26 protein-coding genes are annotated in these 21,903 nt (G+C 35.8%); 9 read left to right on the top strand and 17 right to left on the bottom strand.

Going from position 1 to position 21,903, the window contains the following annotated elements:
• Positions 1–402, top strand: a 402-nt coding sequence (locus tag HU235_RS08425; protein WP_174879907.1) for a LolA family protein, incomplete at its 5' end; no start/stop codon positions are given.
• A 75-nt stretch (positions 403–477) separates the two neighbouring features.
• Here HU235_RS08425 and HU235_RS08420 read toward each other — a convergent pair.
• On the bottom strand, positions 478–903 hold the full coding sequence (locus HU235_RS08420; RefSeq protein WP_095302506.1) for a peptidoglycan-binding domain-containing protein: 426 nt from the start codon (positions 901–903) through the stop codon (positions 478–480).
• 536 nt (positions 904–1,439) lie between these two features.
• Between HU235_RS08420 and HU235_RS25480 the strand changes: the two genes are divergently transcribed.
• The 3 genes from HU235_RS25480 (at position 1,440) to HU235_RS08405 (ending at position 2,776) form a co-directional block, all read left to right on the top strand.
• Positions 1,440–1,610, top strand: a complete 171-nt coding sequence (locus tag HU235_RS25480; protein WP_174879908.1) for a DMT family transporter — start codon at positions 1,440–1,442, stop codon at positions 1,608–1,610.
• Positions 1,579–2,160, top strand: a complete 582-nt coding sequence (locus tag HU235_RS08410) for an LOG family protein (RefSeq protein ID WP_174879906.1) — start codon at positions 1,579–1,581, stop codon at positions 2,158–2,160. Before HU235_RS25480 ends, HU235_RS08410 begins: the two co-directional genes overlap by 32 nt.
• A gap of 148 nt (positions 2,161–2,308) precedes the next feature.
• The gene (locus tag HU235_RS08405; protein ID WP_095302504.1) at positions 2,309–2,776 is read left to right on the top strand and encodes a divergent PAP2 family protein; all 468 of its coding nucleotides are present in this window, start codon (positions 2,309–2,311) and stop codon (positions 2,774–2,776) included.
• Positions 2,777–2,821: 45 nt separating this feature from the next.
• Here the strand turns inward: HU235_RS08405 and HU235_RS08400 are convergent, their stop codons facing one another.
• Positions 2,822–3,445, bottom strand: coding sequence for a LysE family transporter (locus tag HU235_RS08400; RefSeq protein ID WP_174879905.1), 624 nt, complete (start codon positions 3,443–3,445; stop codon positions 2,822–2,824).
• 147 nt (positions 3,446–3,592) lie between these two features.
• On the opposite strand from HU235_RS08400, the gene HU235_RS08395 reads away from it, so the two are divergent.
• Entirely contained in the window at positions 3,593–4,582 is a 990-nt protein-coding gene (locus tag HU235_RS08395) for a DMT family transporter (RefSeq protein WP_174879904.1), read from the top strand.
• A 182-nt stretch (positions 4,583–4,764) separates the two neighbouring features.
• Here HU235_RS08395 and HU235_RS08390 read toward each other — a convergent pair whose 3' ends face one another.
• The 3 genes from HU235_RS08390 to HU235_RS08380 all read right to left on the bottom strand — a co-directional run bounded on the left by HU235_RS08390 (position 4,765) and on the right by HU235_RS08380 (position 7,537).
• Positions 4,765–5,538, bottom strand: a complete 774-nt coding sequence (locus HU235_RS08390) for an alpha/beta hydrolase (protein WP_174879903.1) — start codon at positions 5,536–5,538, stop codon at positions 4,765–4,767.
• Positions 5,539–5,718: 180 nt separating this feature from the next.
• Positions 5,719–6,807: a bifunctional diaminohydroxyphosphoribosylaminopyrimidine deaminase/5-amino-6-(5-phosphoribosylamino)uracil reductase RibD gene (gene ribD, locus HU235_RS08385; RefSeq protein WP_174879902.1), complete on the bottom strand. Its 1,089-nt coding sequence runs from the start codon at positions 6,805–6,807 to the stop codon at positions 5,719–5,721.
• Positions 6,800–7,537: a GTP cyclohydrolase II gene (locus HU235_RS08380; RefSeq protein WP_170944467.1), complete on the bottom strand. Its 738-nt coding sequence runs from the start codon at positions 7,535–7,537 to the stop codon at positions 6,800–6,802. The genes ribD and HU235_RS08380 overlap by 8 nt, the downstream gene beginning before the upstream one ends.
• 191 nt (positions 7,538–7,728) lie before the next feature.
• On the opposite strand from HU235_RS08380, the gene HU235_RS08375 reads away from it, so the two are divergent.
• Complete coding sequence (locus tag HU235_RS08375) at positions 7,729–8,046, top strand: thioredoxin family protein (RefSeq protein WP_174879901.1); 318 nt, start codon at positions 7,729–7,731, stop codon at positions 8,044–8,046.
• Positions 8,047–8,218: 172 nt separating this feature from the next.
• On the opposite strand, the gene HU235_RS08370 is transcribed toward HU235_RS08375, so the two are convergent.
• The 6 genes from HU235_RS08370 to HU235_RS08345 all read right to left on the bottom strand — a co-directional run bounded on the left by HU235_RS08370 (position 8,219) and on the right by HU235_RS08345 (position 14,720).
• Positions 8,219–8,923, bottom strand: coding sequence for a polysaccharide deacetylase family protein (locus HU235_RS08370; protein WP_174879900.1), 705 nt, complete (start codon positions 8,921–8,923; stop codon positions 8,219–8,221).
• A 22-nt stretch (positions 8,924–8,945) separates the two neighbouring features.
• Positions 8,946–9,503: a glycerol-3-phosphate responsive antiterminator gene (locus tag HU235_RS08365; protein ID WP_095303483.1), complete on the bottom strand. Its 558-nt coding sequence runs from the start codon at positions 9,501–9,503 to the stop codon at positions 8,946–8,948.
• Between the two features lie 98 nt (positions 9,504–9,601).
• A complete protein-coding gene (locus HU235_RS08360; RefSeq protein WP_174879899.1) occupies positions 9,602–11,272 on the bottom strand; it encodes a glycerol-3-phosphate dehydrogenase/oxidase in 1,671 nt (556 codons plus the stop codon).
• Positions 11,273–11,461: 189 nt separating this feature from the next.
• Entirely contained in the window at positions 11,462–12,967 is a 1,506-nt protein-coding gene (gene glpK / locus HU235_RS08355) for a glycerol kinase GlpK (protein ID WP_174879898.1), read from the bottom strand.
• 45 nt (positions 12,968–13,012) lie between these two features.
• On the bottom strand, positions 13,013–13,834 hold the full coding sequence (locus HU235_RS08350; protein ID WP_145583677.1) for an MIP/aquaporin family protein: 822 nt from the start codon (positions 13,832–13,834) through the stop codon (positions 13,013–13,015).
• Positions 13,835–14,123: 289 nt separating this feature from the next.
• A complete protein-coding gene (locus HU235_RS08345; RefSeq protein ID WP_174879897.1) occupies positions 14,124–14,720 on the bottom strand; it encodes an AAA family ATPase in 597 nt (198 codons plus the stop codon).
• A 245-nt stretch (positions 14,721–14,965) separates the two neighbouring features.
• On the opposite strand from HU235_RS08345, the gene HU235_RS08340 reads away from it, so the two are divergent.
• On the top strand, positions 14,966–15,262 hold the full coding sequence (locus tag HU235_RS08340; RefSeq protein ID WP_174879896.1) for a hypothetical protein: 297 nt from the start codon (positions 14,966–14,968) through the stop codon (positions 15,260–15,262).
• Here the strand turns inward: HU235_RS08340 and HU235_RS08335 are convergent.
• The 4 genes from HU235_RS08335 to HU235_RS08320 all read right to left on the bottom strand — a co-directional run bounded on the left by HU235_RS08335 (position 15,259) and on the right by HU235_RS08320 (position 18,541).
• A complete protein-coding gene (locus HU235_RS08335; RefSeq protein ID WP_145583681.1) occupies positions 15,259–15,732 on the bottom strand; it encodes a DinB family protein in 474 nt (157 codons plus the stop codon). The two genes, HU235_RS08340 and HU235_RS08335, sit on opposite strands and share 4 nt — an antisense overlap.
• A gap of 159 nt (positions 15,733–15,891) precedes the next feature.
• Positions 15,892–16,470: a CGNR zinc finger domain-containing protein gene (locus HU235_RS08330; protein WP_174879895.1), complete on the bottom strand. Its 579-nt coding sequence runs from the start codon at positions 16,468–16,470 to the stop codon at positions 15,892–15,894.
• 231 nt (positions 16,471–16,701) lie between these two features.
• The gene (locus HU235_RS08325) at positions 16,702–17,139 is read right to left on the bottom strand and encodes an Hsp20/alpha crystallin family protein (protein ID WP_174879894.1); all 438 of its coding nucleotides are present in this window, start codon (positions 17,137–17,139) and stop codon (positions 16,702–16,704) included.
• A gap of 151 nt (positions 17,140–17,290) precedes the next feature.
• A complete protein-coding gene (locus tag HU235_RS08320) occupies positions 17,291–18,541 on the bottom strand; it encodes an MFS transporter (protein ID WP_174879893.1) in 1,251 nt (416 codons plus the stop codon).
• A 508-nt stretch (positions 18,542–19,049) separates the two neighbouring features.
• Between HU235_RS08320 and HU235_RS08315 the strand changes: the two genes are divergently transcribed.
• Positions 19,050–19,226 carry a hypothetical protein gene (locus HU235_RS08315; RefSeq protein WP_174879892.1) on the top strand — a complete coding sequence of 59 codons (177 nt, stop codon included), beginning with the start codon at positions 19,050–19,052 and terminating at the stop codon, positions 19,224–19,226.
• 258 nt (positions 19,227–19,484) lie between these two features.
• On the opposite strand, the gene HU235_RS08310 is transcribed toward HU235_RS08315, so the two are convergent.
• Positions 19,485–19,928, bottom strand: a complete 444-nt coding sequence (locus HU235_RS08310) for a VOC family protein (protein ID WP_174879891.1) — start codon at positions 19,926–19,928, stop codon at positions 19,485–19,487.
• Positions 19,929–20,015: 87 nt separating this feature from the next.
• On the opposite strand from HU235_RS08310, the gene HU235_RS08305 reads away from it, so the two are divergent.
• Positions 20,016–20,957 (top strand): helix-turn-helix transcriptional regulator, encoded by a 942-nt coding sequence (locus HU235_RS08305; RefSeq protein WP_174879890.1) that lies wholly within the window; start codon positions 20,016–20,018, stop codon positions 20,955–20,957.
• Between the two features lie 96 nt (positions 20,958–21,053).
• On the opposite strand, the gene HU235_RS08300 is transcribed toward HU235_RS08305, so the two are convergent.
• Positions 21,054–21,758: a class A sortase gene (locus HU235_RS08300; RefSeq protein ID WP_174879889.1), complete on the bottom strand. Its 705-nt coding sequence runs from the start codon at positions 21,756–21,758 to the stop codon at positions 21,054–21,056.
• Positions 21,759–21,903 lie beyond the last annotated feature (145 nt).

The following is a 21,903-nucleotide window of genomic DNA, read 5'->3' as shown; positions in this document are numbered from 1 at the left end:
CAATATGAAAACGGAGATTTTATTATTTATAATGATAAATATTTTGCCACTTATTCGAAAAAGGACAATTTATTTCTTATTCAAGAACAAAACGAGGAAAATCCGATGATCGATATGTTCAAGGATATAAATTCTGACACAATTAGTTATTTAGGAGAAAAATCATATGCAAATCGTACTGTTGAAGTCTATCTTGTTAAGGAATCAAAGGATTTTCAAAGTGAATATTGGTTTGATAAGGAAACTAGGATGTTATTAAAAGTCGTTGAAATTACAAACGGAAAACGCGAGGAGAACGAGTTCCTTAAGGAATTTAAAGTTATTGAAGTTGAGAAGGATCACAAGCTATTTGACTTTATTGCCCCAGAAGGAGCAAAAATAGTTGATGAGACGATTCAGTAGATAAGGTTTAGCCCAAAAAGCTATTGAAGGGTCAGGAAACCAAATACAAATGGTGCCTGACCCTTCAAATGTTTTTTAACTTGATGCAAACGATAAATAATGATAGGTTTGTTTTCCAACAATACCATCTACTGTTAATCCTTTATTTCGCTGAAATGCTTTTACGGCAGCTTCTGTATTTGCTCCGAATATTCCGTCTGGTTGACCTGCATCATACCCAAGACAATTTAATGCCGCTTGAATTCCTTTTACATAAGATGATATATTGCCTGAATACCCTTTTTTAGCTAAATAAGAGCTGCTAAAATCTATTTTTGTATCATTTAGAACAACTCCTAATGTTTCCCCACCGGTGCTTCCTTGCTGTATATAGCCCTTCCATCCCTTATTAATAATCCACGTATAACCTGAGGATTCTGACTGCAAATTGTTTGTTGAGATTGATTGACCACTACAGCTATAAGCTCTTACATAATAATTTGTTGTACTCACGACTACCATATTAGCTTGTCCCCTTTTCAATAATAAGTCTTCGAAGGGATATCTAAGGAACATCCCACTAAAGTCTGACCCACCCCGAAATTTATTTCCTCTTATATCTCTTCTTCATTTATTTACGTCTTAAGAATAAAATGGTTCCAAAAAAATTTATAATATTCCCCAAATTGAAATAACTTATTTTTTCAATAATCTTAGAAAGTGATTTTAATAAATGGTTTCCAATTTATTTAAAAGAAATTAAACTATAAATGATGGTAGTGGAAATAAGAATACATATGCGGAGGCACGTTTTACCTTTTTTTTAAGTTAGAATTCAGATTTAAAAAATGAAGTTGGTAATCCATGATTAGCATCACCATTTCATATTTTCACCTGCCTTTTAGTACTAACGTTCGTAACTCTTTTTCAAGGAACATGGAGCTTGAGTAAACAAGTATTTACAGTACTCTTGGTAGGTATGAATCTGTAGCCTATTAGCTGCATTTTTCGTATTAACCACGATCGTCCTCACCAAAGCTTTTGTACTTACTTGTTAAATCATCGCGTCAATTGTTATTGACCATTACGGACTATTACCGGTTCCTATTCAACATGTCACAATCCCTCGCTTAATCGGGGTTGAATTATTATTAATATCAGTTATATCATGCAAAAATTTTAAAGGATGTGATGAGGTTGAAACGTGTAAGTGTATTTTGTGGTTCTAACCACGGTGCTTCTATTTTATACGAACAGGATGCCGTACGTCTTGGCACCCAACTAGCTAAAGAAGGGATTACACTTGTATATGGCGGATCTAAAGTTGGGATTATGGGTGCGGTCGCAAACGCTTCATTAAAGGCAGGCGGAGAAGTAATTGGAGTAATTCCAACAATGCTAATGGAGCGTGAAATTGCTCATAAAGGTCTAACAGAGTTAATCATCGTCAATACAATGCATGAGCGCAAGGCGAAAATGGAGGAATTATCCGATGGATTTATTGTTCTACCGGGCGGGCCAGGAACAATGGAAGAATTTTTTGAAGTATATACTTGGGCTCAGCTTGGTGAACACCAAAAACCAATTGGCATCTTAAACACAAATCATTACTATAATAAGCTTCTCGACTTTTTCAATCATATGATTGAACAGCAATTTTTAAAAGAAGAGTATCACTCACTATTAATTGTTGAAGAAGAACCAAATCTTTTACTTGATAAATTTAAACATTATACTCCAACCGTATTGCCAAAATGGATTAGTCGACAAGAAATTTAATAATCGACTCAAAAAGACAAATTATTTCCCGAAAAATAATTTCTTCATAGCAAGTTGACTTTTGATTTTTAACCCTTGCGATTTGAAATCCTGATAAAGCTTTTTGGATGCATATCATATACGATTTGTTAAACACTAACTATATGAGGTGAATGCAATGAATCGAGGAATATGGACTGCTCTTTCAGGAATAGGTATTGCACAAGGGTTAAAAATCTTTACACATCGTAAGGAAAATGGCGTATGGGATTGGAGACCAATTTTTTCAACAGGTGGCATGCCAAGCTCCCATTCGGCTGGTGTATCTGCACTTGCAACATATGTAGCATCGAAAAAAGGCTGGGACTCAATTGATGCAGCTTTAGCAGTCATATTCGGAATTATCGTTATGTATGATGCTCAAGGAATCCGCAGACATACTGGTGAAATAGCCAAAATTGTCAATGATATAGATGCTGATATTGAAGTACTTTCTGGTCATTTACCTGGAATCTTCCACGTAAAACAGGAAAAAGAATTAAATGAACTATTAGGCCATCAGCCAGCTGAGGTTGCAGGTGGTGCTTTGCTAGGAATTGTGATCGGACTTATTAGTTCATATCTTGAGAATAAGTAAATGGGGTCGTCTCTTATGAGGCTTCCTTCCCCCTTTTTTATTCTGTTAAAAGAGTAGCTTAAATGCTTGATAACCAAAATAGATACCAAAACCTATTAAAGATAAACCTGACAAATAAGAAATCCCAATTAGCAATCTGTTTGTTAAAAATCTTCTAAATGTACTAGCAACACAAGCCATCGTAAAATCCCAAATTAAAAGGCCTAAAATAATCGCAAAGCTATTTATCATAAGCTGTTTCATACTATAAGCCTCGACAGCATTTGCTAATACGGAACCATAAATTCCTAGCCAAAATAATATAGTGAGAGGATTTGCTAAAGACATAAAAAAGCCAGAAATAAATGATCTTGAATAGGTTACGTTTGAGCGATTTCCGTGTAAGGTTAATTTTCCCGCACTAATAAGGCTCTCTATTCCTGTATAGACTAATACAAAAAATCCAAATAACCACAAAAATGCTTTCATAAATGGGATTTCCAGAAAATGAACTAAGCCTAAATATACGAGTAGCATATAGACGATATCTGCCATCGTTGCTCCAAGGCCTACTAGCCATGCATTTAAAAATCCCCCTTTAATCCCTTTATCTATTTGTGCTGCATTTATTGGTCCAATAGGGGCTGCTAACGATAGTCCTAGAAAAATATAACTAAATATTATGTTCATTCTCTATTCCTCCAAAAAAGGTGTGCTTGTACATATTATTCTTGAGGATAGAATTTATCACATTTTTCTTCTAAACTATCTAATTCGTAATGAGCTTACTAGTATTATATAATTTATCCATTCATTCAAAAGCTGAGGTGGTCAATCTTGAAAGCTATTCTTCTTGGAATTTGTTCATCATTCTTTTTTGCTTTTACATTTGTCTTGAATCGTTCTATGGAATTATCAGGAGGAAGCTGGCTATGGAGCGCATCATTGCGCTACTTTTTTATGCTCCCCTTTTTGTTTTTAATCGTATTCGGGAGAAAGGGATGGCAGCCTCTATTAGAAGAAATGAAACAGCATCCTAAGCAATGGGTGCTTTGGGGGACAATTGGATTCGGCCTCTTTTATGCGCCGATATGCTTTGCAGGTGCCTATGGACCGGGCTGGTTAGTTTCTGCAACATGGCAAATAACAATTTTGTCAGGCTCACTTCTTGTTCCGTTCTTTTATGAGGAAAAACAGACAGAAAATGGCGTAATCAAGGTCAAGGGGAAAATCCCTATGAAGGGGCTTTTTATGTCATTCATTATTATTGCCGGTGTTGCACTTATGCAAATTGAACATGCGACAACTCTTTCATTAAAGCCCGTTTTATTATGTACAATTCCCATTATTATTGCCTCCTTTGCTTATCCGTTAGGAAATCGCAAAATGATGGAGTTAAGCGGTAAAAAAATCGATGTATTCCAGCGTGTTCTCGGTATGACAATCTGCAGTATGCCTTTTTGGATATTGTTAGCCCTTATCGCGCTATTTACTTCTGGTGCACCATCTAGGACACAAACGATTCAATCATTTATTATTGCTATTTGCTCAGGAGTTATTGCAACTCTGCTCTTCTTCCAAGCAACTACTTTAGTACAACATGATATGGCAAAGCTATCAGCTGTTGAAGCAACACAATCAATTCAAGTTGTTTTTGTTCTATTCGGTGAAATTATGTTCTTACATACGCCACTTCCTACAGCCATTTCCTTAATTGGCATCCTATTAGTAGTCGTAGGTTTAGTGTTGCATAGTTATATAACACGAACTAAAAGGCATGTTAAAGTAGGAAAAGCTCCTGCTTCAACGAAACGATTTTCTACATAAAAGCTCGTATTCAGCGAGCTTTTTTTTAAGTTATGGGGGAATGACAAGGATTGGGGATAACTGTGTATTATCAAGTAAATTTCTCCTAATAATTTGTAAAACGTTTACATTAATGTGGAAAAGTAATGAGTTATGTGGATAAACCTGTGGGTAATTCTCAGATTATCCACAGGTTCATTTATTTATTGCACAGGATTCCCTATTTTCTTTCGCATATCTTGTTGAATATGTTGATAAATGTTATCCACAATCTCCATTGCATCATAGTCCATTGAAGCAACATGGTAGGAATTTTGAAGTTCAATCATTTTTTTATCTTTCGAATTTACATGTTCAAAAATATAATGTGAGTTTTCAGGTGGAACGACATGATCAACCGCTGACTTAAAAATAACTGTTGATGTTGTAACATGAGGTAGCTTTTCCTGCGAATCCTCCATTACGTTCAATAATTGATGAACTGCTGCAATTGGAACTTTATCATACGTAATTTCATAGACTGAAGGCTTTTTAATATCAGGTTTTCCTTCCTCTATGAATCTTGGCTCTTCCTGATGTTGATACTGGCGATAACATACATCCGTTATCGCAGCATTTATTAAGAAAACACCTGCAATCTCGGGATTTGCTGCAGCAATTTGTATCGTTAATGCCCCTCCCATTGATTGCCCTACAATATATACCTTTTCACATAATTTGGCTAAATCTTCATAGGCAGACTGTAAGCTATCTATCCAATCATGGTAACTGCTTTTTTCTAGCTCTAAATAATGTGTTCCATGTCCATTTAGTCGTGGAATTGAAATCGTATAGCCATATTTCGCTAATTGTTCTCCAATATATTGCATACTTTGTGGTGTTCCGTTAAATCCATGGCAGAGGATAACCCCTATTTCATTACCTTGGTAAAATAAACTATCTGCTCCAGATAAGACTGGATATACCTCATCACTCATATCGATGCCTCCTATAACGCTTCTATTTTCATGTATCTTCATTTTATATATTATAATTCTTATATGTTTACTTGGTTTTATTTTACGCTATTTCTCTAGCGATGACAATACTAATATATAAACAAAAGCCTTTCTTAACGTTAGACTGTTAAGAAAGGACTTTTAAGTATGAGCGTGTAATTAATTATTCACATAACCAGTAAATTTAAAGTCAATCCCTACTTTTTCGACTTCCATGTTGTCTATCTTTATCGCATCTGCCATCTTTTCGATCCCAGCTCCTGAAAAGAAGCTTGGTGCGGTTCTTCCACCAATTAATTTTGGCGCTACATAGAGGATAAGCTTATCAACTAATCCCTCTTGGAGGAAAGATGCATTTACCTCTCCCCCTCCTTCAATTAGGACAGATGAAACAGAATGCTCACCTAAAATCGAAAGGGTCTCATGTAAATCAACACGTTCTCTGCCACTCGTTACAAAAACCTTTACGCCAAGCTGTTCAAGCTTTTCCTTTGCTTCTCTTGAATATTGCTGTGATGTAAAAATCCATGTTTCTGCTATTTTGTCTGTAACGACCTTTGCCTCAAAAGGAATTTTCAAGGAACTATCTAAAATAATTCGTATCGGATTTCTGCCATTCGGAATTCTAGTTGTTAATTCTGGGTTATCCTTTACAACAGTATTAACCCCGACAAGAATTCCAACATGTTCATGGCGTAATTGATGAACATCCTTTCTTGCCTCTTCCGACGTAATCCATTTACTATCCCAGCTAAAGGAAGATATTTTCCCGTCCAGTGTCATCGCGGATTTTAAGGTGATAAATGGTTTTCCGGTCACAATGAATTTATTAAAAACTTCATTTAACTTTTTAGACTCCTCTTCACAAATCCCTATCTCTACTTCTATATTTGCATCTTTTAAAATTTTTATTCCATTCCCGGCAACTACAGGATTCGGATCTAAAGTGGCTACAACTACTTTTTTTAATCCTGCCTTTACGATAGCTTCAGCACAAGGGCCTGTCCGACCATGGTGTGAGCAAGGCTCAAGTGTCACATAAATTGTTCCACCTCTCGCTTTCTCGCCAGCCATTCTTAAAGCATGGATTTCCGCATGTGGTTCTCCAGCCTTTAAATGTGTCCCAACACCAACTATTCGATTTTCATTGACAATAACTGAGCCTACTAATGGATTCGGTTCTGTTTGTCCCTTCATCGCTCTTGCATTCGTCAAGGCTAAATTCATATAAAACTCATGCTCACTCAATTGGATATCCTCCTTTAAGATGACCTGCCTTCTCCATCTTTGTCTCGAGATAATGCTTATTATAACCTGAAATATCTCCCCATAAAGGAACTCGACCTAAAACATTTGCACCTGAATTTTGAAGCGCAGATAGCTTTTTCGGATTATTCGTAATGACCGTTACAGGCTTCGTACGAAGATTTTTTAATACTCGTATCGCCTCATCATAGCTTCTTGTATCATCAGCAAACCCTAGCTCCTCATTCGCTTCAACCGTGTCTAACCCTTCTTCTTGAAGGAGATAGGCTAACGCCTTACTAAATAATCCAATGCCTCTTCCTTCATGATTAGCAAGATAAAAGACCGCTCCTGAACCATGCTCAACAATCATCTTCATCGATTGTTTTAATTGATACCCGCAATCACAACGCTTACTACCAAAAATATCTCCTGTATGACAAATACTATGCATCCGAATAAGCGCATCCTCAGACTCATTAAAATCACCATAAACTAATACACTTGATTGCTGCTGACTAGCTAAATTAGACTCAGGTAGCTTTTCTAAAATTTCTTCTAAGCTGTTACTACTCTGCTCCACATCTAACCAGCAATACCATTTAAAGTGAACAGTATTTCCTTCTAACTGAACAGGTAAACGAATGGGACCAACTAAATAAGTAGCACCGTTATCATGTGGTACGATCGTTACTTTTTCTTTTATAAGATCTATTTTATTACTTTTCGTTATTTCCATCTTTATAAACCTTCCTCACTATTAATCAATTTTTTTATGTAGTAAGGTGAGTATAGGGACAATTTAAATGAGTCGTCAAGGAATATGCGTGATTAATAGTTATTTCTTGGACATTATTTGAAACAGAAGCATAGATACTGTTTTTTCTTGGTGAATTGGTTAAAATAACGTAGAGGTGATATGAAGTGGAACAATTAAAATCAAAAGAGGAATTCCAACAGTTTATTTCAAGTAAGGAGCCCGTTGTCGTTAAGTTTGTCACTGATTGGTGTCCTGATTGCAAAAGAATGGATATGTTTTTGCCAACGGTTTTTGAAGAAGTACAAAACGTGACAATGCGTGAAATCGACAAGGATCAATTTCCAGAGCTTGCTGAACAATATGATGTTATGGGAATTCCTAGTCTCCTTGTTTTCAAAGACGGAGAAAAACTAGCACATTTACATAGTGCAAATGCTAAAACACCTGAACAGGTAATTGAATTTTTATCAGGTTCATTGTAAGAAAAGCGGAAACACCTATTCTTACAAATGATAAAGCGGCACTTATCACAGATATAAATGACGGTCTCTTAACAGTCCGTAATGTTGCAATAAAGATAAAAGATAAGGGCGATTACCTTCAGATAACAAATAAAACAGTAAAAAAGGACAAGGGCCAACCCTTGTCCTTTGTTTATCTTTCCATACTTTGCAATTCATCAACTGTGACAAATTGATAGCCTTCTGCTGAAAGCTCCTTTACTATTTGTTCCACAGCTTTTAATTCTTCTCCTGTCTCATCGTACATTGGATGCATTAATATAATTGAGCCATTTTTAATATTTTCCTTTACATAATTTGCTTTATCAGCTGCAGAAGAATAATAACTATCAGGCTCAAGGCTCCATGTAATCGTTTCGCGATTATGCTTGTTTAGATAATATGGCAAGCCGATCAGCTTTTTTCCGTTAGGAGGTCTGAAGTCAATCTCGCCATTATATCCAGCTTCACGAATTAGTTTATCTGTTTTTTCAATCTCCTCTTTTATAAATGAAGGTGATTTGAAAACCATTCGATTATGAGAATAGGTATGGTTGCCAATTTGGTGGCCAGCTTCAACAATTTTCTTTGCTTCATCTGGAAATTTTTCGATTTCATTGCCTATTAAGAAAAAGGTAGCCTTTGCATTGTATTTTTTTAAAACAGTTAGAAGACCTTCCACCTGTTTTGTTGGTCCGTCATCAAAGGTTAATGCAACTACCTTCTCCTTTGTATTTACCTCATGTGTGATCGATCCGAATAATTGATAGGTTCGAGAATTCATTAATTTATAGGCGCTAAATAGAATGGCGATAATAATAATGATTGCGAGTACAGAATAGAGCATTCTTTTCTTCATTTTGTTACCTTCCCTTATAGAATTACCCGACATTTACTGACCATAGCTCACTACGGGACGTCGTTATTGCCTTTGCTCCCGCATTTAGAACACTTGTAATCTCTTCCTTTTTCGTGATGAGCCCTCCTGCAATAACAGGAATTTTCGTTTCCAAGTGTACCTTTTCAATAAGATGTGGTACACAGCCTGGTAAAACCTCAATATAATCCGGATGCACTTTTTCTGCAAGTCGATAACTTGTTTCAATAGCAAGTGTATCAAGGAGAAAGAGCCGTTGGATCGCTAATATTTTATTTTTCTTTGCCGTCTTTACCACACTTCCCCTTGTTGAAATCAAGCCTGCTGGTTTTACTTTTTGACAAAGGTATTCTGTTGAATATTCATCATTTTTCAAGCCTTGAATCAGGTCTGCATGTAAAATAACCTTTTTATGATGTTGCCCAGCATATTTCATTATACTTTCTAGCTGAGCAATGTGAACCTCTAACATAACAATATACTCAATCTCACTTTTTAATATTTTTTCAAAATCCTTCATTGATTTTATTGCAGGTAATATATATTGCCCATTAAACGCCATAAGTGCCCTCCTTTTTCTTTTAATTTCTTTCTAGTAGAGCGTCCCTCATCTTCTACAATATTTAATATGCAGAGGGATTATGTTCATCATTAGGCCATTTATATTTCCTCTTTAACCTCTAATGGGTTTACTGCATCGTGAAGTTGTCGTTCCAATTCCTCTTGTTGATGAAGCTTTTCCTCATTTGACCATGATAGCACATCTTCCATATAACGGCACACAGCAGCTTTCCACTTCTTCACCCAATGAATATCGAAAAATAATGCTCCTGTTCTCCGTATGAAATAATCTGTTAATGTTGTCACCATTTCATGCTCAATTCCATATTTAAGAGAGGCATAAACTTCCATTGATAAACCATATTTCGTTGCTTCATCCTTATCGCCTTTAATAATGTCAAATAACTTATCACTATTTGAGCCATATCTTTTTACTAGTTTCTCTGCCTCTGCTCTCGTTAAGCCTACGCTAATTCCTTCGTTCACCTTCTCTTTTACAAATTGTGAAAAGCCAGCTGAGCCACCAACATAGCCACCAGATAATGTTAATCGATCGGTTGTTGTTCGTGGAATCTTTTTATTTCCGCTTAATTGCTGAAGAACTAAATCAACTACACTTTCAGCCATTTTTCGATAGCCTGTTAGTTTCCCTCCTGCAATTGTAATAAGGCCGCTATTTGAAAGGAAGATTTCATCCTTCCTTGAAATTTCTGATGGGTCTTTACCTTCCTCATGAATTAAGGGACGAAGACCAACCCAGCTTGATTCAACATCATTTACTTGTAATTTTAATGTAGGGAACATATAGTTTATTGCATTTAATATATAGTCGCGATCTGCTGTTGTCATTCTTGGATGTTTTATTGATCCTTTATAGTTTGTATCTGTCGTACCAACATATGTTTTTCCATCACGCGGAATCGCAAACATCATTCTTCCATCATTGAACGGTGTATCAAAATAAACTGCCTCTTTCAATGGGAAGCGTGAGGAATCAATGACTAGATGTACTCCTTTTGTAAGATGAAGGTATTTCCCCTTCTTTGATTGATCTTTTTCTCTTAAAGAGTCTACCCATGGTCCTGCTGCATTGACGATTTTCTTAGCATAGATTGTTTTTTTCTCACCTGTAATCTGATCGATCGCCTCTACTCCTACTAGTTTTTCATTTTCATAGATGAAGGATTCAGCCTTTGTATAATTGGTAGCTAATACTCCACGGTTTACAGCTTCCTTCAAAACTTCAAGTGTTAAACGGGCATCATCTGTTCTATATTCAACATATACTCCTGATCCCTTAAGTCCATCTGTTAATAAAAGGGGCTCTCTAGCGATTGTCGAACGACCATCTAGCATGCTGCGACGCTCTGACTTTTTTACTCCAGCTAAGAAATCATACACCTTTAAACCAATTGACGTTGAAAATTTTCCAAATGTACCATTTTTATAAATCGGTAGCATCATCCATACTGGTGTTGTCACATGTGGTGCATTTTCGTAAACAATTGCCCGCTCTTTTCCAACCTCAGCAACTAGCTTCACCTCAAGCTGCTTTAAATAACGAAGTCCCCCATGAACAAGCTTTGTTGAACGACTAGACGTACCAGCTGCAAAATCCTGCATTTCAATTAACGCTGTTTTTAATCCTCTTGCCTGTGCATCTAAGGCAATTCCTGCCCCTGTAATTCCACCACCAATAACAAGTAAATCAAATGTTTGCTTCTCCATTTCCTCTAAATACTCTGCTCTTTTTAAACTTGAAAATGTCATATTCTCTCCGTCCCTTCTTTAAGAAAAGTAAAATAAAAAGGGACCACAACATAAGCTGTATTAGCGCTTGCTAACAGCCTTGCTGTGGTCCCCTCAGATTCTCAGACCATTATTTATTAACTTGTAAATGTTTATAGCTTCATTTTACTATATCTATATGTTTATTCAATGCCTCTGATAACAAAATTTTTATTTTTTATTCGGTTTAAACCCCATTGTTGCTTCAACAGCTTTCTTCCATCCATCATACAATGTATTTCTTTCTTCTTCGGCCATTGTTGGTTCAAATGATTTCTCCATTTTCCACTGATTAGCAATTTCTGAACGGTCTTTCCAAAACCCTACCGCAAGACCTGCTAAGTAAGCTGCACCTAAAGCCGTTGTTTCATTTACAACAGGGCGTTCTACTGCAACATTTAATATATCACTTTGAAAGCTCATAAGGAAATTGTTCTTTACAGCACCGCCATCGACACGTAATTTTTTCAATTCAATCCCTGAGTCTGCCTCCATCGCCTTTAAAACATCCTTTGTTTGATAAGCAAGTGACTCAAGTGTTGCGCGAATAAAATGCTCCTTTGATGTTCCACGCGTTAGCCCAAAAATTGCTCCACGTGCATCACTATCCCAATACGGAGTTCCGAGACCTACAAATGCCGGAACAACATAAACACCATCTGTAGAATCCACTTTTGATGCATATCCTTCACTTGCAGGTGCATTATCAATCATTCTAAGACCATCACGTAACCATTGAATTGCTGATCCTGCAACAAAAATACTTCCCTCTAACGCATATTCTACTTTTCCGTCGATCCCCCAAGCAATTGTTGTTAATAAACCATGCTCAGAAGGTACGGCCTTATCACCGGTATTCATTAACATAAAGCAGCCGGTACCATACGTATTTTTAGCCATTCCTTTCTCATAGCACGCCTGACCGAATAACGCTGCATGCTGGTCACCAGCAACCCCTGCAATCGGAACAGCCTCACCAAAGAAATGATAATCAACGGTTTCTGCATATACTTCCGAAGATGAGCGCACCTCAGGCAGCATTGATTTTGGTACATCTAATATCTCAAGCAATTCGTCATCCCATGCTAATTCATAAATATTATACATAAGTGTTCTAGAAGCATTTGTATAATCTGTTACATGCTCTTTTCCGCCGGAAAGCTTCCAAATTAACCAAGTATCGATTGTTCCAAATAATAGCTTTCCATCGTTTGCTTTTTGTCTAGCTCCCTCAACATTGTCTAATATCCATTTCACCTTCGTCCCCGAAAAGTAAGCATCAATTAACAGCCCTGTTTTCTGACGGAAAAGGTCGTTGTATCCCCTTTCCTTTAGTTCATCACAAATGTCAGCAGTTTGTCTTGATTGCCAGACGATCGCATTGTAAACAGGACGGCCTGTTTCCTTATCCCAAACAACCGCTGTTTCACGTTGGTTTGTAATTCCGATACTAGCAATTTCCTTTGGATTTACATTTGTCTTCGTTAAGACCTCGGCAATAACTGCTAAAATTGAACTCCAGATTTCATTGGCATCATGCTCAACCCAGCCTGATTTAGGAAAATATTGAGTAAACTCTTTTTGTGCAACATCAACAATTTCTCCCTGTTTATTAAATAAAATTGCTCTTGAGCTTGTTGTTCCTTGATCTAAGCTTAATACATACTTTTTTTCCATACTTGATTCCTCCCCTTTATCAAATAAAAGCCGAACCTATCTTTGTCAAATGCTTTCATTTCTTTTCAGATCATTACTATTATTTGTATTTGAAAATCTAGCAATTAGTACGCTTACTGCCAATATCCCTATTAATATATATAACGCATTTAGTGACCCCGTTACAAATACGGCTTGATGAAACTGTGCACCTAATATCCCACCGACAATTGGTCCGACTACAGGTACCCAGGCATACTTCCAATTAGATGAACCCTTCCCAGCAATCGGTAAAATAAAGTGTGCAATCCGTGGCCCTAAGTCACGCGCAGGATTTATCGCATATCCCGTTGTTCCTCCTAATGAAAGTCCAATTGCCATGATGAAAAATCCAACTATAATCGGGTTTAAGCCTTGCGAAAATTCATTGGCACCTATGGCTAGTAAGCCAAACACTAAAACGGCTGTTCCGATTGTTTCACTAATAAAATTTGCTGGTGTATGCTTAATCGCTGGATCTGTTGAGAACACAGCTAGCTTTGCGCCTTTGTCTTCTGTTGCCTTCCAATGAGGGTAATAATAGAGCCAGACAATTGTTGCACCGAGAAACGCTCCAAGCATTTGCCCTGCAATATAAACAGGAACGTCTGCCCATGGAAATTCACCTATAGAAGCAAAACCTAATGTTACAGCAGGATTTAAGTGTGCTCCGCTTATACTTCCAACCGCATAAGCACCAAATGCTACCGCAAATCCCCACCCCATTGTAATCACAATCCAGCCAGAGTCTTGCGCCTTAGATTTATTTAGGACAACTCCTCCAACAACACCGCCACCAAAAATAATTAAAATCATTGTGCCAATGACTTCACCTAAAAATGCAGACATAGCCTCTACCCCTCTCTCCCTTTTAAGCGTTTTCAAAGAATGTAATCAGTTTAAAAACCGTGTTAAAAGACAAAAAGACAGCTCATGCATTAAAAGATCAATAAACCTTTTAACACAATAAGCTGTCTCTCATAGACTCATCAGCACGATTCTTAACTTGTTAGTGTCATTATAGAGAAGATTTTATTGTTTGTAAACGTTTTTTTAATTATTTTATTAGGATAATTTAATATTCTTAATAAATTCCGATTATAGTAGCCTTTTTCCTTAATGCTTTATCAAAGAAGTGCTACTTAAACAAACTTATTTCCTTCATGGTAACTAATAATCTCTCATAGAAACGTCTGCCTTTCGTTCTTAAATCAGGTAGCAATGTTAACCCTGATGTATTTGCGATAACATTGACAATCTCATCTATTGACAACGTATCTGTTTGTATATGCTCCTTGAATCGATCCTTTTTTAAGTTCATGATTCTTTCTTCTGCCTGCTCATATCCCCACGATTTTTTACCTTCAAATCGCTTTCTTAATCTTTTCTCAATTGTTTGCTTTGAAGCAGCTAAAGTAAAATGTTTGATTTCGATACCGTCCGCACTTAGCTTACCTATTATTTCATCATAATATTCCTCATTTGTAAGTGTCATAGGAACAATGATCGTTCCAACGTATTCCTTTGAAAGCTGCTTTAACAGCTTATAGTTCGCTTCTCTCCAAAGAGGATAATCTTGAAAGTCCTTTTTTAATATTTCCTTAGGGATATTATCCATTAACACATACCCAATTCGTTCAGGGTCATATACATGTGATAAAGGTAATCTTCTATGTAATTCATAAGCAACCGTTGTTTTACCGGCGCCAAATGTTCCATTAATCCAAATAATCATATGTAAACACCTCAATATAAGCGAGATTTAATAAATAATCAGTCTATTATTATACATGATTCTCCTGTCATTGAGATGAGAATTTCAACCTAAATTAATTCATTTCTTTCAAATATTTGGTTATAATTTAATTGATATAGGATTTTTGACCTTATCAAAGCAATGGCTAATGAGTTTTTATCGCGATAAATCCACTCTTAGGAAAAACATAGCAGCCAAAATAAAAGGATTGGAGAGGAAAGTAGATGTCCAAATCAAAAGCCAAAAAGCACCGTGAAAAATTAATTAGGGAAGGCAAGTTAGATGTTTCAATGAAGCGTGGCAGCTGGGGAAATGTTAATCCTTATGTTCGTCATACGAAAACAAAACAGGAAGCATTGGCGCAAATGCAAAGTAAACACCGAAAGAACCATTCTCAAAAACTATATGATGAGAATGGTTCTTTTTATTTGTTGCTTGTCGCGTTACAGACTTGTAAAGCTACTCACATTTCTCATCTGCTCGAGTCTCACATGTCTGTTCCAATAAAACCTTTTACTTAGATCTGCGTAACGGCCTGCTTCAGCGCTTTAATTGTCGCAAAGTGCATCCCCTCGTGATATAAACAAAAGCTTAACAGCTCTTCAACTGAAGATAGCGTTAATCCTGTTGATGTTGTATACGGCTGTGACAGCTTCTCGCTTAAGTGCAGCGGCAATTCCCTTTCAATCCGTTCTACCTGTTCCTTTAACAGACTAGTAAGATCACTCATTGATGGAATCGGCAGTGACCATTCAGCTGGCTTAGTTCCAGGGCTGAATAACGCTTGAAATTCCTTAGGTAAAATCATTTCCTTCCCGATAAAATAAAAAGCAAACCTTTCTTGGACAAGATAAATATGTCCAGCATTCCATTTAATATGATTATTAAATCTAGCAGGAATGATTTCTGAGGTGTCATCATCTATATTTTCCAAAAGACGAATCGTATTCCCTCTCACAAAATCCAACTGTTTAAAAATATAATGCTCCATACCCATCCCCCTAATTATCTTCCATATTTTTCATACCACCTATAATTTACACCGCAGCTAACTAACCTGTCAAATGTTATTTTTATGGTTAGTTACTATTGTTTTAAAGATATCCGCAAAATAAAAAGACCCTCCTGCTAATTAAAACAAGTTGGTCAGTTATCTACCTTTTTCCTTCTTTTGATACCGTGCTACTTTCTTACGATTCCCACATATTTTCATTGAACACCATTTACGTCTTCCACCTTCATCAATAAACAGCAAAACGCATTCTGGATTTGAACAACGTTTTAAAGAATTTAGTTTTTTTCCCTCAACTAACTTGATGACATCATAAGCTATGAGTGAAATAATTGAATCCTCTATTTTCCCAACCGGAAGAGGAATAATTTGATGTTCGCTAACCTTAAAGCTAAAGGGAGCCGCTTCAATCTTCTTTTCTAACAATCCAAGAAACTCACTTGAAGCACCTTTCCGATCCGCAATTGCTTCAAAAGCTTCTCTTAATAAAGAACGAAATGTTAATAGCTCATTTAGCAAAGGATTTGTTACTTCTATCTCATCAGTGAAAAGCAATGAAATTGTCGGATTATAATCCTTCATTTCGTGAAGCCAATCTTTCACATCATTTTCTGAACTTAATAAGTTATGGCGCTGTCCACGCCTTACAACCTCTGTATTAATAAAATCTAGTGAAATAATACCTGTAATTAGCGGGAATTTTTTCATTTCTGACATATCTATCACCTATCATAAAAAATAAAGCTTTATATAATTATATCAATAATAACAAGGCAAGTTACCATATAGGGTAAATTTGTTCTTGTCTTTTAACTAGGTTGTTTTCGTTGATTTCCACGTGCAGTGTTCGCCTTCAGCCTTCACAAAGTTTAGCTTAACAACAATATTTTAGAAATAAGGCTTTAAAATTAAAGACCAGTCCCCATTAGCGAGGACTGGCCCTAATCTTTAATGAAATTCTACATCAATTCTCCTTTTTGACTCCTTTTGTAGCTTAGGCATCCGTACCTCTAATACACCATTTTTATAGGATGCTTTAACACCTTCCTCGGAAATAGGACTAGGAAGCAGAATTTGTCGATGAAAATTGCCCACATAACGTTCTTTTCGATACATCTTTTCCTCTTTTACTTCATTTGTCCGATTTATACTACCAGAAATTTTTAATGTACTTTGTTCAATTTGTATATCGACATCTTCCTTTTTTTCAAGACCCGGAATGTCACAAGTAGCAACAACTTCTGTCTCCGTTTCATGGACATCTACTTTAATGCCTCCGAAGGATTGCTCATCTCCAATAATAGAAGGGAAGTCCTGAAAAAAGTGGTCAAAGTCTTTTCTTAAATTCGCAAACCGATGTAACGGAACATATGGATGTAATGACATTCTGTCTCCTCCTTTTGAATGATTACACGGATATTATGTCAAATTTTAGTTAGAATATTCACTTCAACCCACAGGTATCTTCGTTAATAGCAAAACAAAAAACACCTTGAAATCACTTATCAAGGTGTTTTACGAAGCAAAGTTTGTAAAATTAGCTAACAGATTCCTCTCCTGCCGGTTTTCCTGATTCAACTAATGTTCGATTCCTCATTAAGAAAACAGTAAGAACTAATATGAACAGCCCTGTTCCGATTAATAACCATTCAATTTTTATGATATCGGCGATTGGACCGAAAATGAGCATTCCTAATGGCATCATCGAGGTAGAAATCATCCCTAATACACCAAAAATTCTTCCTAAATAGTTTTCTTCTACCCTCTCCTGTAACAGGACATTTGCCGGTGTATTAAAAATCGGCATCGCTACTCCAAATATCGCCATAATCGCTAAGTAAACCCAAAAATTAGGAACAACACCTAATCCTAACGTACAAGCTCCCATAATAAAGCTTGCAAATGCCAACGTATTAATCCTATTTTGAAAACCACCCCAGGAAGCTATTACGCCTCCACCGACCATCATCCCGATCGAAAATGCTAGTTCAATTGCCGTTAGTCTCCATACGTCACTTCCAAAGCTTCGCGTAACCTGCAATGGAGTTAAAAATGAGGCTGGGGCCATGAGAACAAAGAATACAGCAAAGAATAAAAAGAACTTCAATAAAAAGGCATGCTTTCTTATATAAACAATCCCTTGTTTAAAATCATTAAAATAGCTCGTCTGTTGCTGTTCTGACGCCTTCCGATGCGACGAAATGTTTAAAAATACGAGCAATGTTAAAATGGCAATCACTGCTGTTACAACATCAATAAAGAATATCATTTCAATTGATGTCATACTTAATAATGCAGCACTTACCATTGGAGCAATAAACATAATGATCGCTTGAATGCTCCCGTTAATTCCGTTTACCCTTGTTAGCATATCCTTAGGCACGATTTGTGGCAATATCGCTCCAACAGCTGGAGTTTGTATCCCTGTACCTAACGCACGAATAGCTGCCATTACAAACAGTAACCAGAATGAGTCATAGCCCAGCAAAAACAAGATCGCTAGCAGTAAGGTTGCTGTTGCAATCATCCCATCAGCTAACATGATTAATCGTTTTCTATCATATCGATCTGCCCATACCCCTGCAAAAGGAGATAAAAAGAATGTCGGGATAAAGCCGCAGATAATGAACAAGGTCATCATAACACCTGACTCTGTTTCAAGCGTAATATACCACATAATGGCATATTGAACTAATGCTGATCCGAATAAAGATATTGTTTGGCTACTTAGAAAAAGGATAATATTCCTCTTCCAGTTTCCCGATATTTGCTCTGTTTCCGTATTCATTTTTTCACAACCTTTTATTTTTGTACTTAAGTAATTTTTCACTCCTTCAAAAAGGACAACCGTAAATTGGAGTCAACACCCCCAGAAGCAGATTCTTTTAATTCTAGCGTTTATTAAATCTTCAAAAGAGATGAATAAATGGAACCATTAAAAAATCTATTGAATTCATACTCTTTTTACTTCTTTTCTCAAATTTAATGTTTTTATGTATGACAATATTTGTATTTTTTTAGTAAAATATTACTTATGCCTATTATCTATTTCAAGTGGTTGTAGTTTAGAAAGATTTGTCTAAGCTAATCAAGGTCATTACATTATTAATTAAGGCTCTATTAAACTTTGTTTGTTGATTTCCACTGTAGACATTTGCTTTCCGCCGACGGTCCAGGCTGCTTTAGCTCAAGTGTCTATAGGGTCTCGTATCCGCTCCACTCAACTAAGTGCTTAAAAATTAACAATAATCTTTAACATAGCCTTTATTAAAAAGAGAAGTTAGGAGTTATGTATAATGAATAGAAAAGTAATTGGGATAATTCTATTATTAATAGGTGCGATAGCAATGTGTTTAAATGTTTTATTCTTTAAGTCTAATGGAAATTACGATTTAATAAGAGGACTTTCGTTTGCAAGCTTTCTAGTAGGAACATTCATGATACCAACATACCAAAAGCCTAAAAAAGGGTAAAGTAAATATAGGAAAAATATGTGCTTAAATTTATTTTTTCTATTTAACGAAAAGTAAATACTATCGAAAAGCAACAATGTATGTGAAACCATCTTTCTATCATACATTAAAAGATATAGAGAATTCATCTTAATGTAAATTCTAAAACGTCTCGTTACAATCCTTCTTTTTAAACTAAAAATTTTTGTTAAGTAAAAAGAAATGTCTCAAAGCTAAGGGGCTAATAACTTCGAGACATCCTCTTTTTATTTTTTTCAATTAAAAGTCATGAACGGTTACACATAGCTGGATTACAACCCCAAATGGATCTCTAATAATTCCATACCCTGGACTAAATGAGTTTTTTTCAAACGGGGCTAAAACTGTTACCTCTTTATGTTTAGTTAATGACCTATATAATTTATCAATTTCGTTGTAATCCTTTGATTGTATACATAATGAAAAGCTATTCCCTTGTTGCCAAGGTTGCGTCGTATCCATTTCTTCTTCTGCAATCATAAGCTTATTTCTACCTATTTCTAGAACAGAGTGTGTAATATAATCATCTTTTCCTTCTTCATAGCTGAAATTTGGCACCATTTCTTTCATTTCCTGATAGGTTTTCTTAAAAATAACCTTCGCTCCCAGGTATTCCTCATAAAATGCTATTGCTGCCGCAGCTTGACCATTTAACGATAAAAATGGAATCACTTCAAAATTCATATTATTGCCTCCTTAGTCATTTTTGATTACACTTACAACTATAATCAATAAAGGTGACATATAAAGGCACCATTAAGAGGGATTAGAATGAAAAAATCAGAACGGCTTAATCAAATGCTCCGTTTTATTAATCAAAAACAACAATTTACTCTTCGTGACCTAATGGAACAATTTCAAATTTCAAAAAGAACTGCAATTAGAGATATTGCTGCATTAGAAGAACTTGGAGCACCCATTTACGCAGAATATGGTCGGTATGGTGGATATCGTTTACTCACTCAAATTCAGCTCCCACCAATCTCATTTACAAACCAAGAAATCTATGCACTTTATTTTGCAATGCAATCGCTTAAGAGCTTCTCGACGACACCATTTCAAATCTCTTTTCAATCGATTCACAATAAGTTTTTACATGAGCTTTCGGAAAACCAACGTAAAGAAATTGAAAGGATGCAAAATCGTATCTCGTTTCATCATATAAGGCAAATCAAAGATAGTGAACATTTAGATACTTTATTAATGGCAGCAGTTAAAAATATTGTGCTGCAAATTACGTACCAAACAACGAGTAAAAAAAGCACTCGCATTATACACCCGATTGCCATTTATACGATGAAGGGATATTGGTATTGTCAGGCTTATGATATGAATAAAAAAGCGTATCGCGTGTTCCGTTGTGATCGAATCACATCAGCTGAGGCAACAACGATTCAACCAGATGAAAAGCTTATTGACATTACGTTCGAAAACGCCCATTCCCTTTGGAGACCTTCAAAAACTGCGATTCATTTTAAATGTTTGATGACAAATCAAGCGGGAATTGAACGATTTAAACAGGAGCATTACCCATCTATGAAATTGCTTTATGAGAGAGAGGGAACATTTCTAGTAGGTTCATATGAGACTAATGAAACAAGCTTTATCATGACATATCTTGCAGGCTTTGGGAAATCTATTAAAATTATTGAGCCAGTGAAACTAAAGGAGGATTTGCAGCAATATTATTTAGATTTAATCGAACATTTATAGTCTCGGAATGTATACAAAATTCACTCATTCTTTTCCTGTGAACAAAAAAATACCCCATTGGATTAATAGCTCTCCTTTGGGGTAATTAATTGGCGTTTATTTATTATTTACTTCTAGCTTAAATGCATCTCTTGCTTCTTTCTTTGCCTCATCAATAGTCGTTTTCTGTACAAAGTGACCTCTCGTTAATAATCTAGTCTCACCATCATCATCACATGTTATAAGGGTTAAAACCGTCTCCCCTTCTATATCGTCAATCACTTCAACATCTGTTGCTTCTATCGTTCTTTGCTCATATATTTTATATTCATATATGTAATTTAAATCTGTTAAATATACGGCTGCTCCTTTTTCAACATTATATAAAGGACTGAACAGCAAATCGTCACGTTTCATATGATGCCCTGCTAAAGCATAATTTCCCTCACCCATTACTTGTTCCTCTTTCAAAGTTCCAGCCGTTAAAGCTAATGTATACTTTGAAGTTCCTTTACCAATTGGTAAATTCAAATTTACACTTGGGATACTAATTCCACCAATAATTGTAATATCATTTTTATTTAAATTTGCCATAAGAATTGTTCTTAAATCTAGTTCTTGTACTTCATCAAAATCAAATGAACTATTCTTACCATTATTTTTTTTAATATCGTCGGCACTTATCTTGTCAATTCCTATTGTGTTTATTCCGAACGATACAAGCAGATTTTTTATTGGCTCGTGAAATAAAAATAATGTCCCACACAATAACAAAGTCCAAAGCAACAGGTTGATTATTTTTTTATGATTTTTCTTTCTCATAAAATCTCCTAATCATTTCGAAAAAATATTCTCACTATACAATTAGCTCATTAAAGTATTTTTATAAGATTATTTTTAAGTATTATTTTAATTATTACTTAGTTTCGAATCGAATAAAATTACCAATAGATAAGTTAATCAAAAA

It is taken from the genome of Metabacillus niabensis (assembly GCF_902829255.1).
In the GTDB taxonomy this organism is placed as follows: Bacteria; Bacillota; Bacilli; order Bacillales; family Bacillaceae; genus Metabacillus; species Metabacillus niabensis.
This window is presented reverse-complemented; position numbering and strand designations above follow the sequence as displayed.

Excerpts from the sequence above, each read along its gene's own strand:
- HU235_RS08420 (WP_095302506.1), bottom strand. The coding sequence starts at position 903 with ATGGTAGTCGTGAGTACAACAAATTATTATGTAAGAGCTTATAGCTGT.
- HU235_RS08400 (WP_174879905.1), bottom strand. The coding sequence starts at position 3,445 with ATGAACATAATATTTAGTTATATTTTTCTAGGACTATCGTTAGCAGCC.
- HU235_RS08390 (WP_174879903.1), bottom strand. The coding sequence starts at position 5,538 with ATGAGTGATGAGGTATATCCAGTCTTATCTGGAGCAGATAGTTTATTT.
- HU235_RS08370 (WP_174879900.1), bottom strand. The coding sequence starts at position 8,923 with ATGAAGAAAAGAATGCTCTATTCTGTACTCGCAATCATTATTATTATC.
- HU235_RS08365 (WP_095303483.1), bottom strand. The coding sequence starts at position 9,503 with ATGGCGTTTAATGGGCAATATATATTACCTGCAATAAAATCAATGAAG.
- HU235_RS08360 (WP_174879899.1), bottom strand. The coding sequence starts at position 11,272 with ATGACATTTTCAAGTTTAAAAAGAGCAGAGTATTTAGAGGAAATGGAG.
- glpK (WP_174879898.1), bottom strand. The coding sequence starts at position 12,967 with ATGGAAAAAAAGTATGTATTAAGCTTAGATCAAGGAACAACAAGCTCA.
- HU235_RS08350 (WP_145583677.1), bottom strand. The coding sequence starts at position 13,834 with ATGTCTGCATTTTTAGGTGAAGTCATTGGCACAATGATTTTAATTATT.
- HU235_RS08345 (WP_174879897.1), bottom strand. The coding sequence starts at position 14,720 with ATGATTATTTGGATTAATGGAACATTTGGCGCCGGTAAAACAACGGTT.
- HU235_RS08340 (WP_174879896.1), top strand. The coding sequence starts at position 14,966 with ATGTCCAAATCAAAAGCCAAAAAGCACCGTGAAAAATTAATTAGGGAA.
- HU235_RS08335 (WP_145583681.1), bottom strand. The coding sequence starts at position 15,732 with ATGGAGCATTATATTTTTAAACAGTTGGATTTTGTGAGAGGGAATACG.
- HU235_RS08330 (WP_174879895.1), bottom strand. The coding sequence starts at position 16,470 with ATGTCAGAAATGAAAAAATTCCCGCTAATTACAGGTATTATTTCACTA.
- HU235_RS08325 (WP_174879894.1), bottom strand. The coding sequence starts at position 17,139 with ATGTCATTACATCCATATGTTCCGTTACATCGGTTTGCGAATTTAAGA.
- HU235_RS08320 (WP_174879893.1), bottom strand. The coding sequence starts at position 18,541 with ATGAATACGGAAACAGAGCAAATATCGGGAAACTGGAAGAGGAATATT.
- HU235_RS08315 (WP_174879892.1), top strand. The coding sequence starts at position 19,050 with ATGAATAGAAAAGTAATTGGGATAATTCTATTATTAATAGGTGCGATA.
- HU235_RS08310 (WP_174879891.1), bottom strand. The coding sequence starts at position 19,928 with ATGAATTTTGAAGTGATTCCATTTTTATCGTTAAATGGTCAAGCTGCG.
- HU235_RS08305 (WP_174879890.1), top strand. The coding sequence starts at position 20,016 with ATGAAAAAATCAGAACGGCTTAATCAAATGCTCCGTTTTATTAATCAA.
- HU235_RS08300 (WP_174879889.1), bottom strand. The coding sequence starts at position 21,758 with ATGAGAAAGAAAAATCATAAAAAAATAATCAACCTGTTGCTTTGGACT.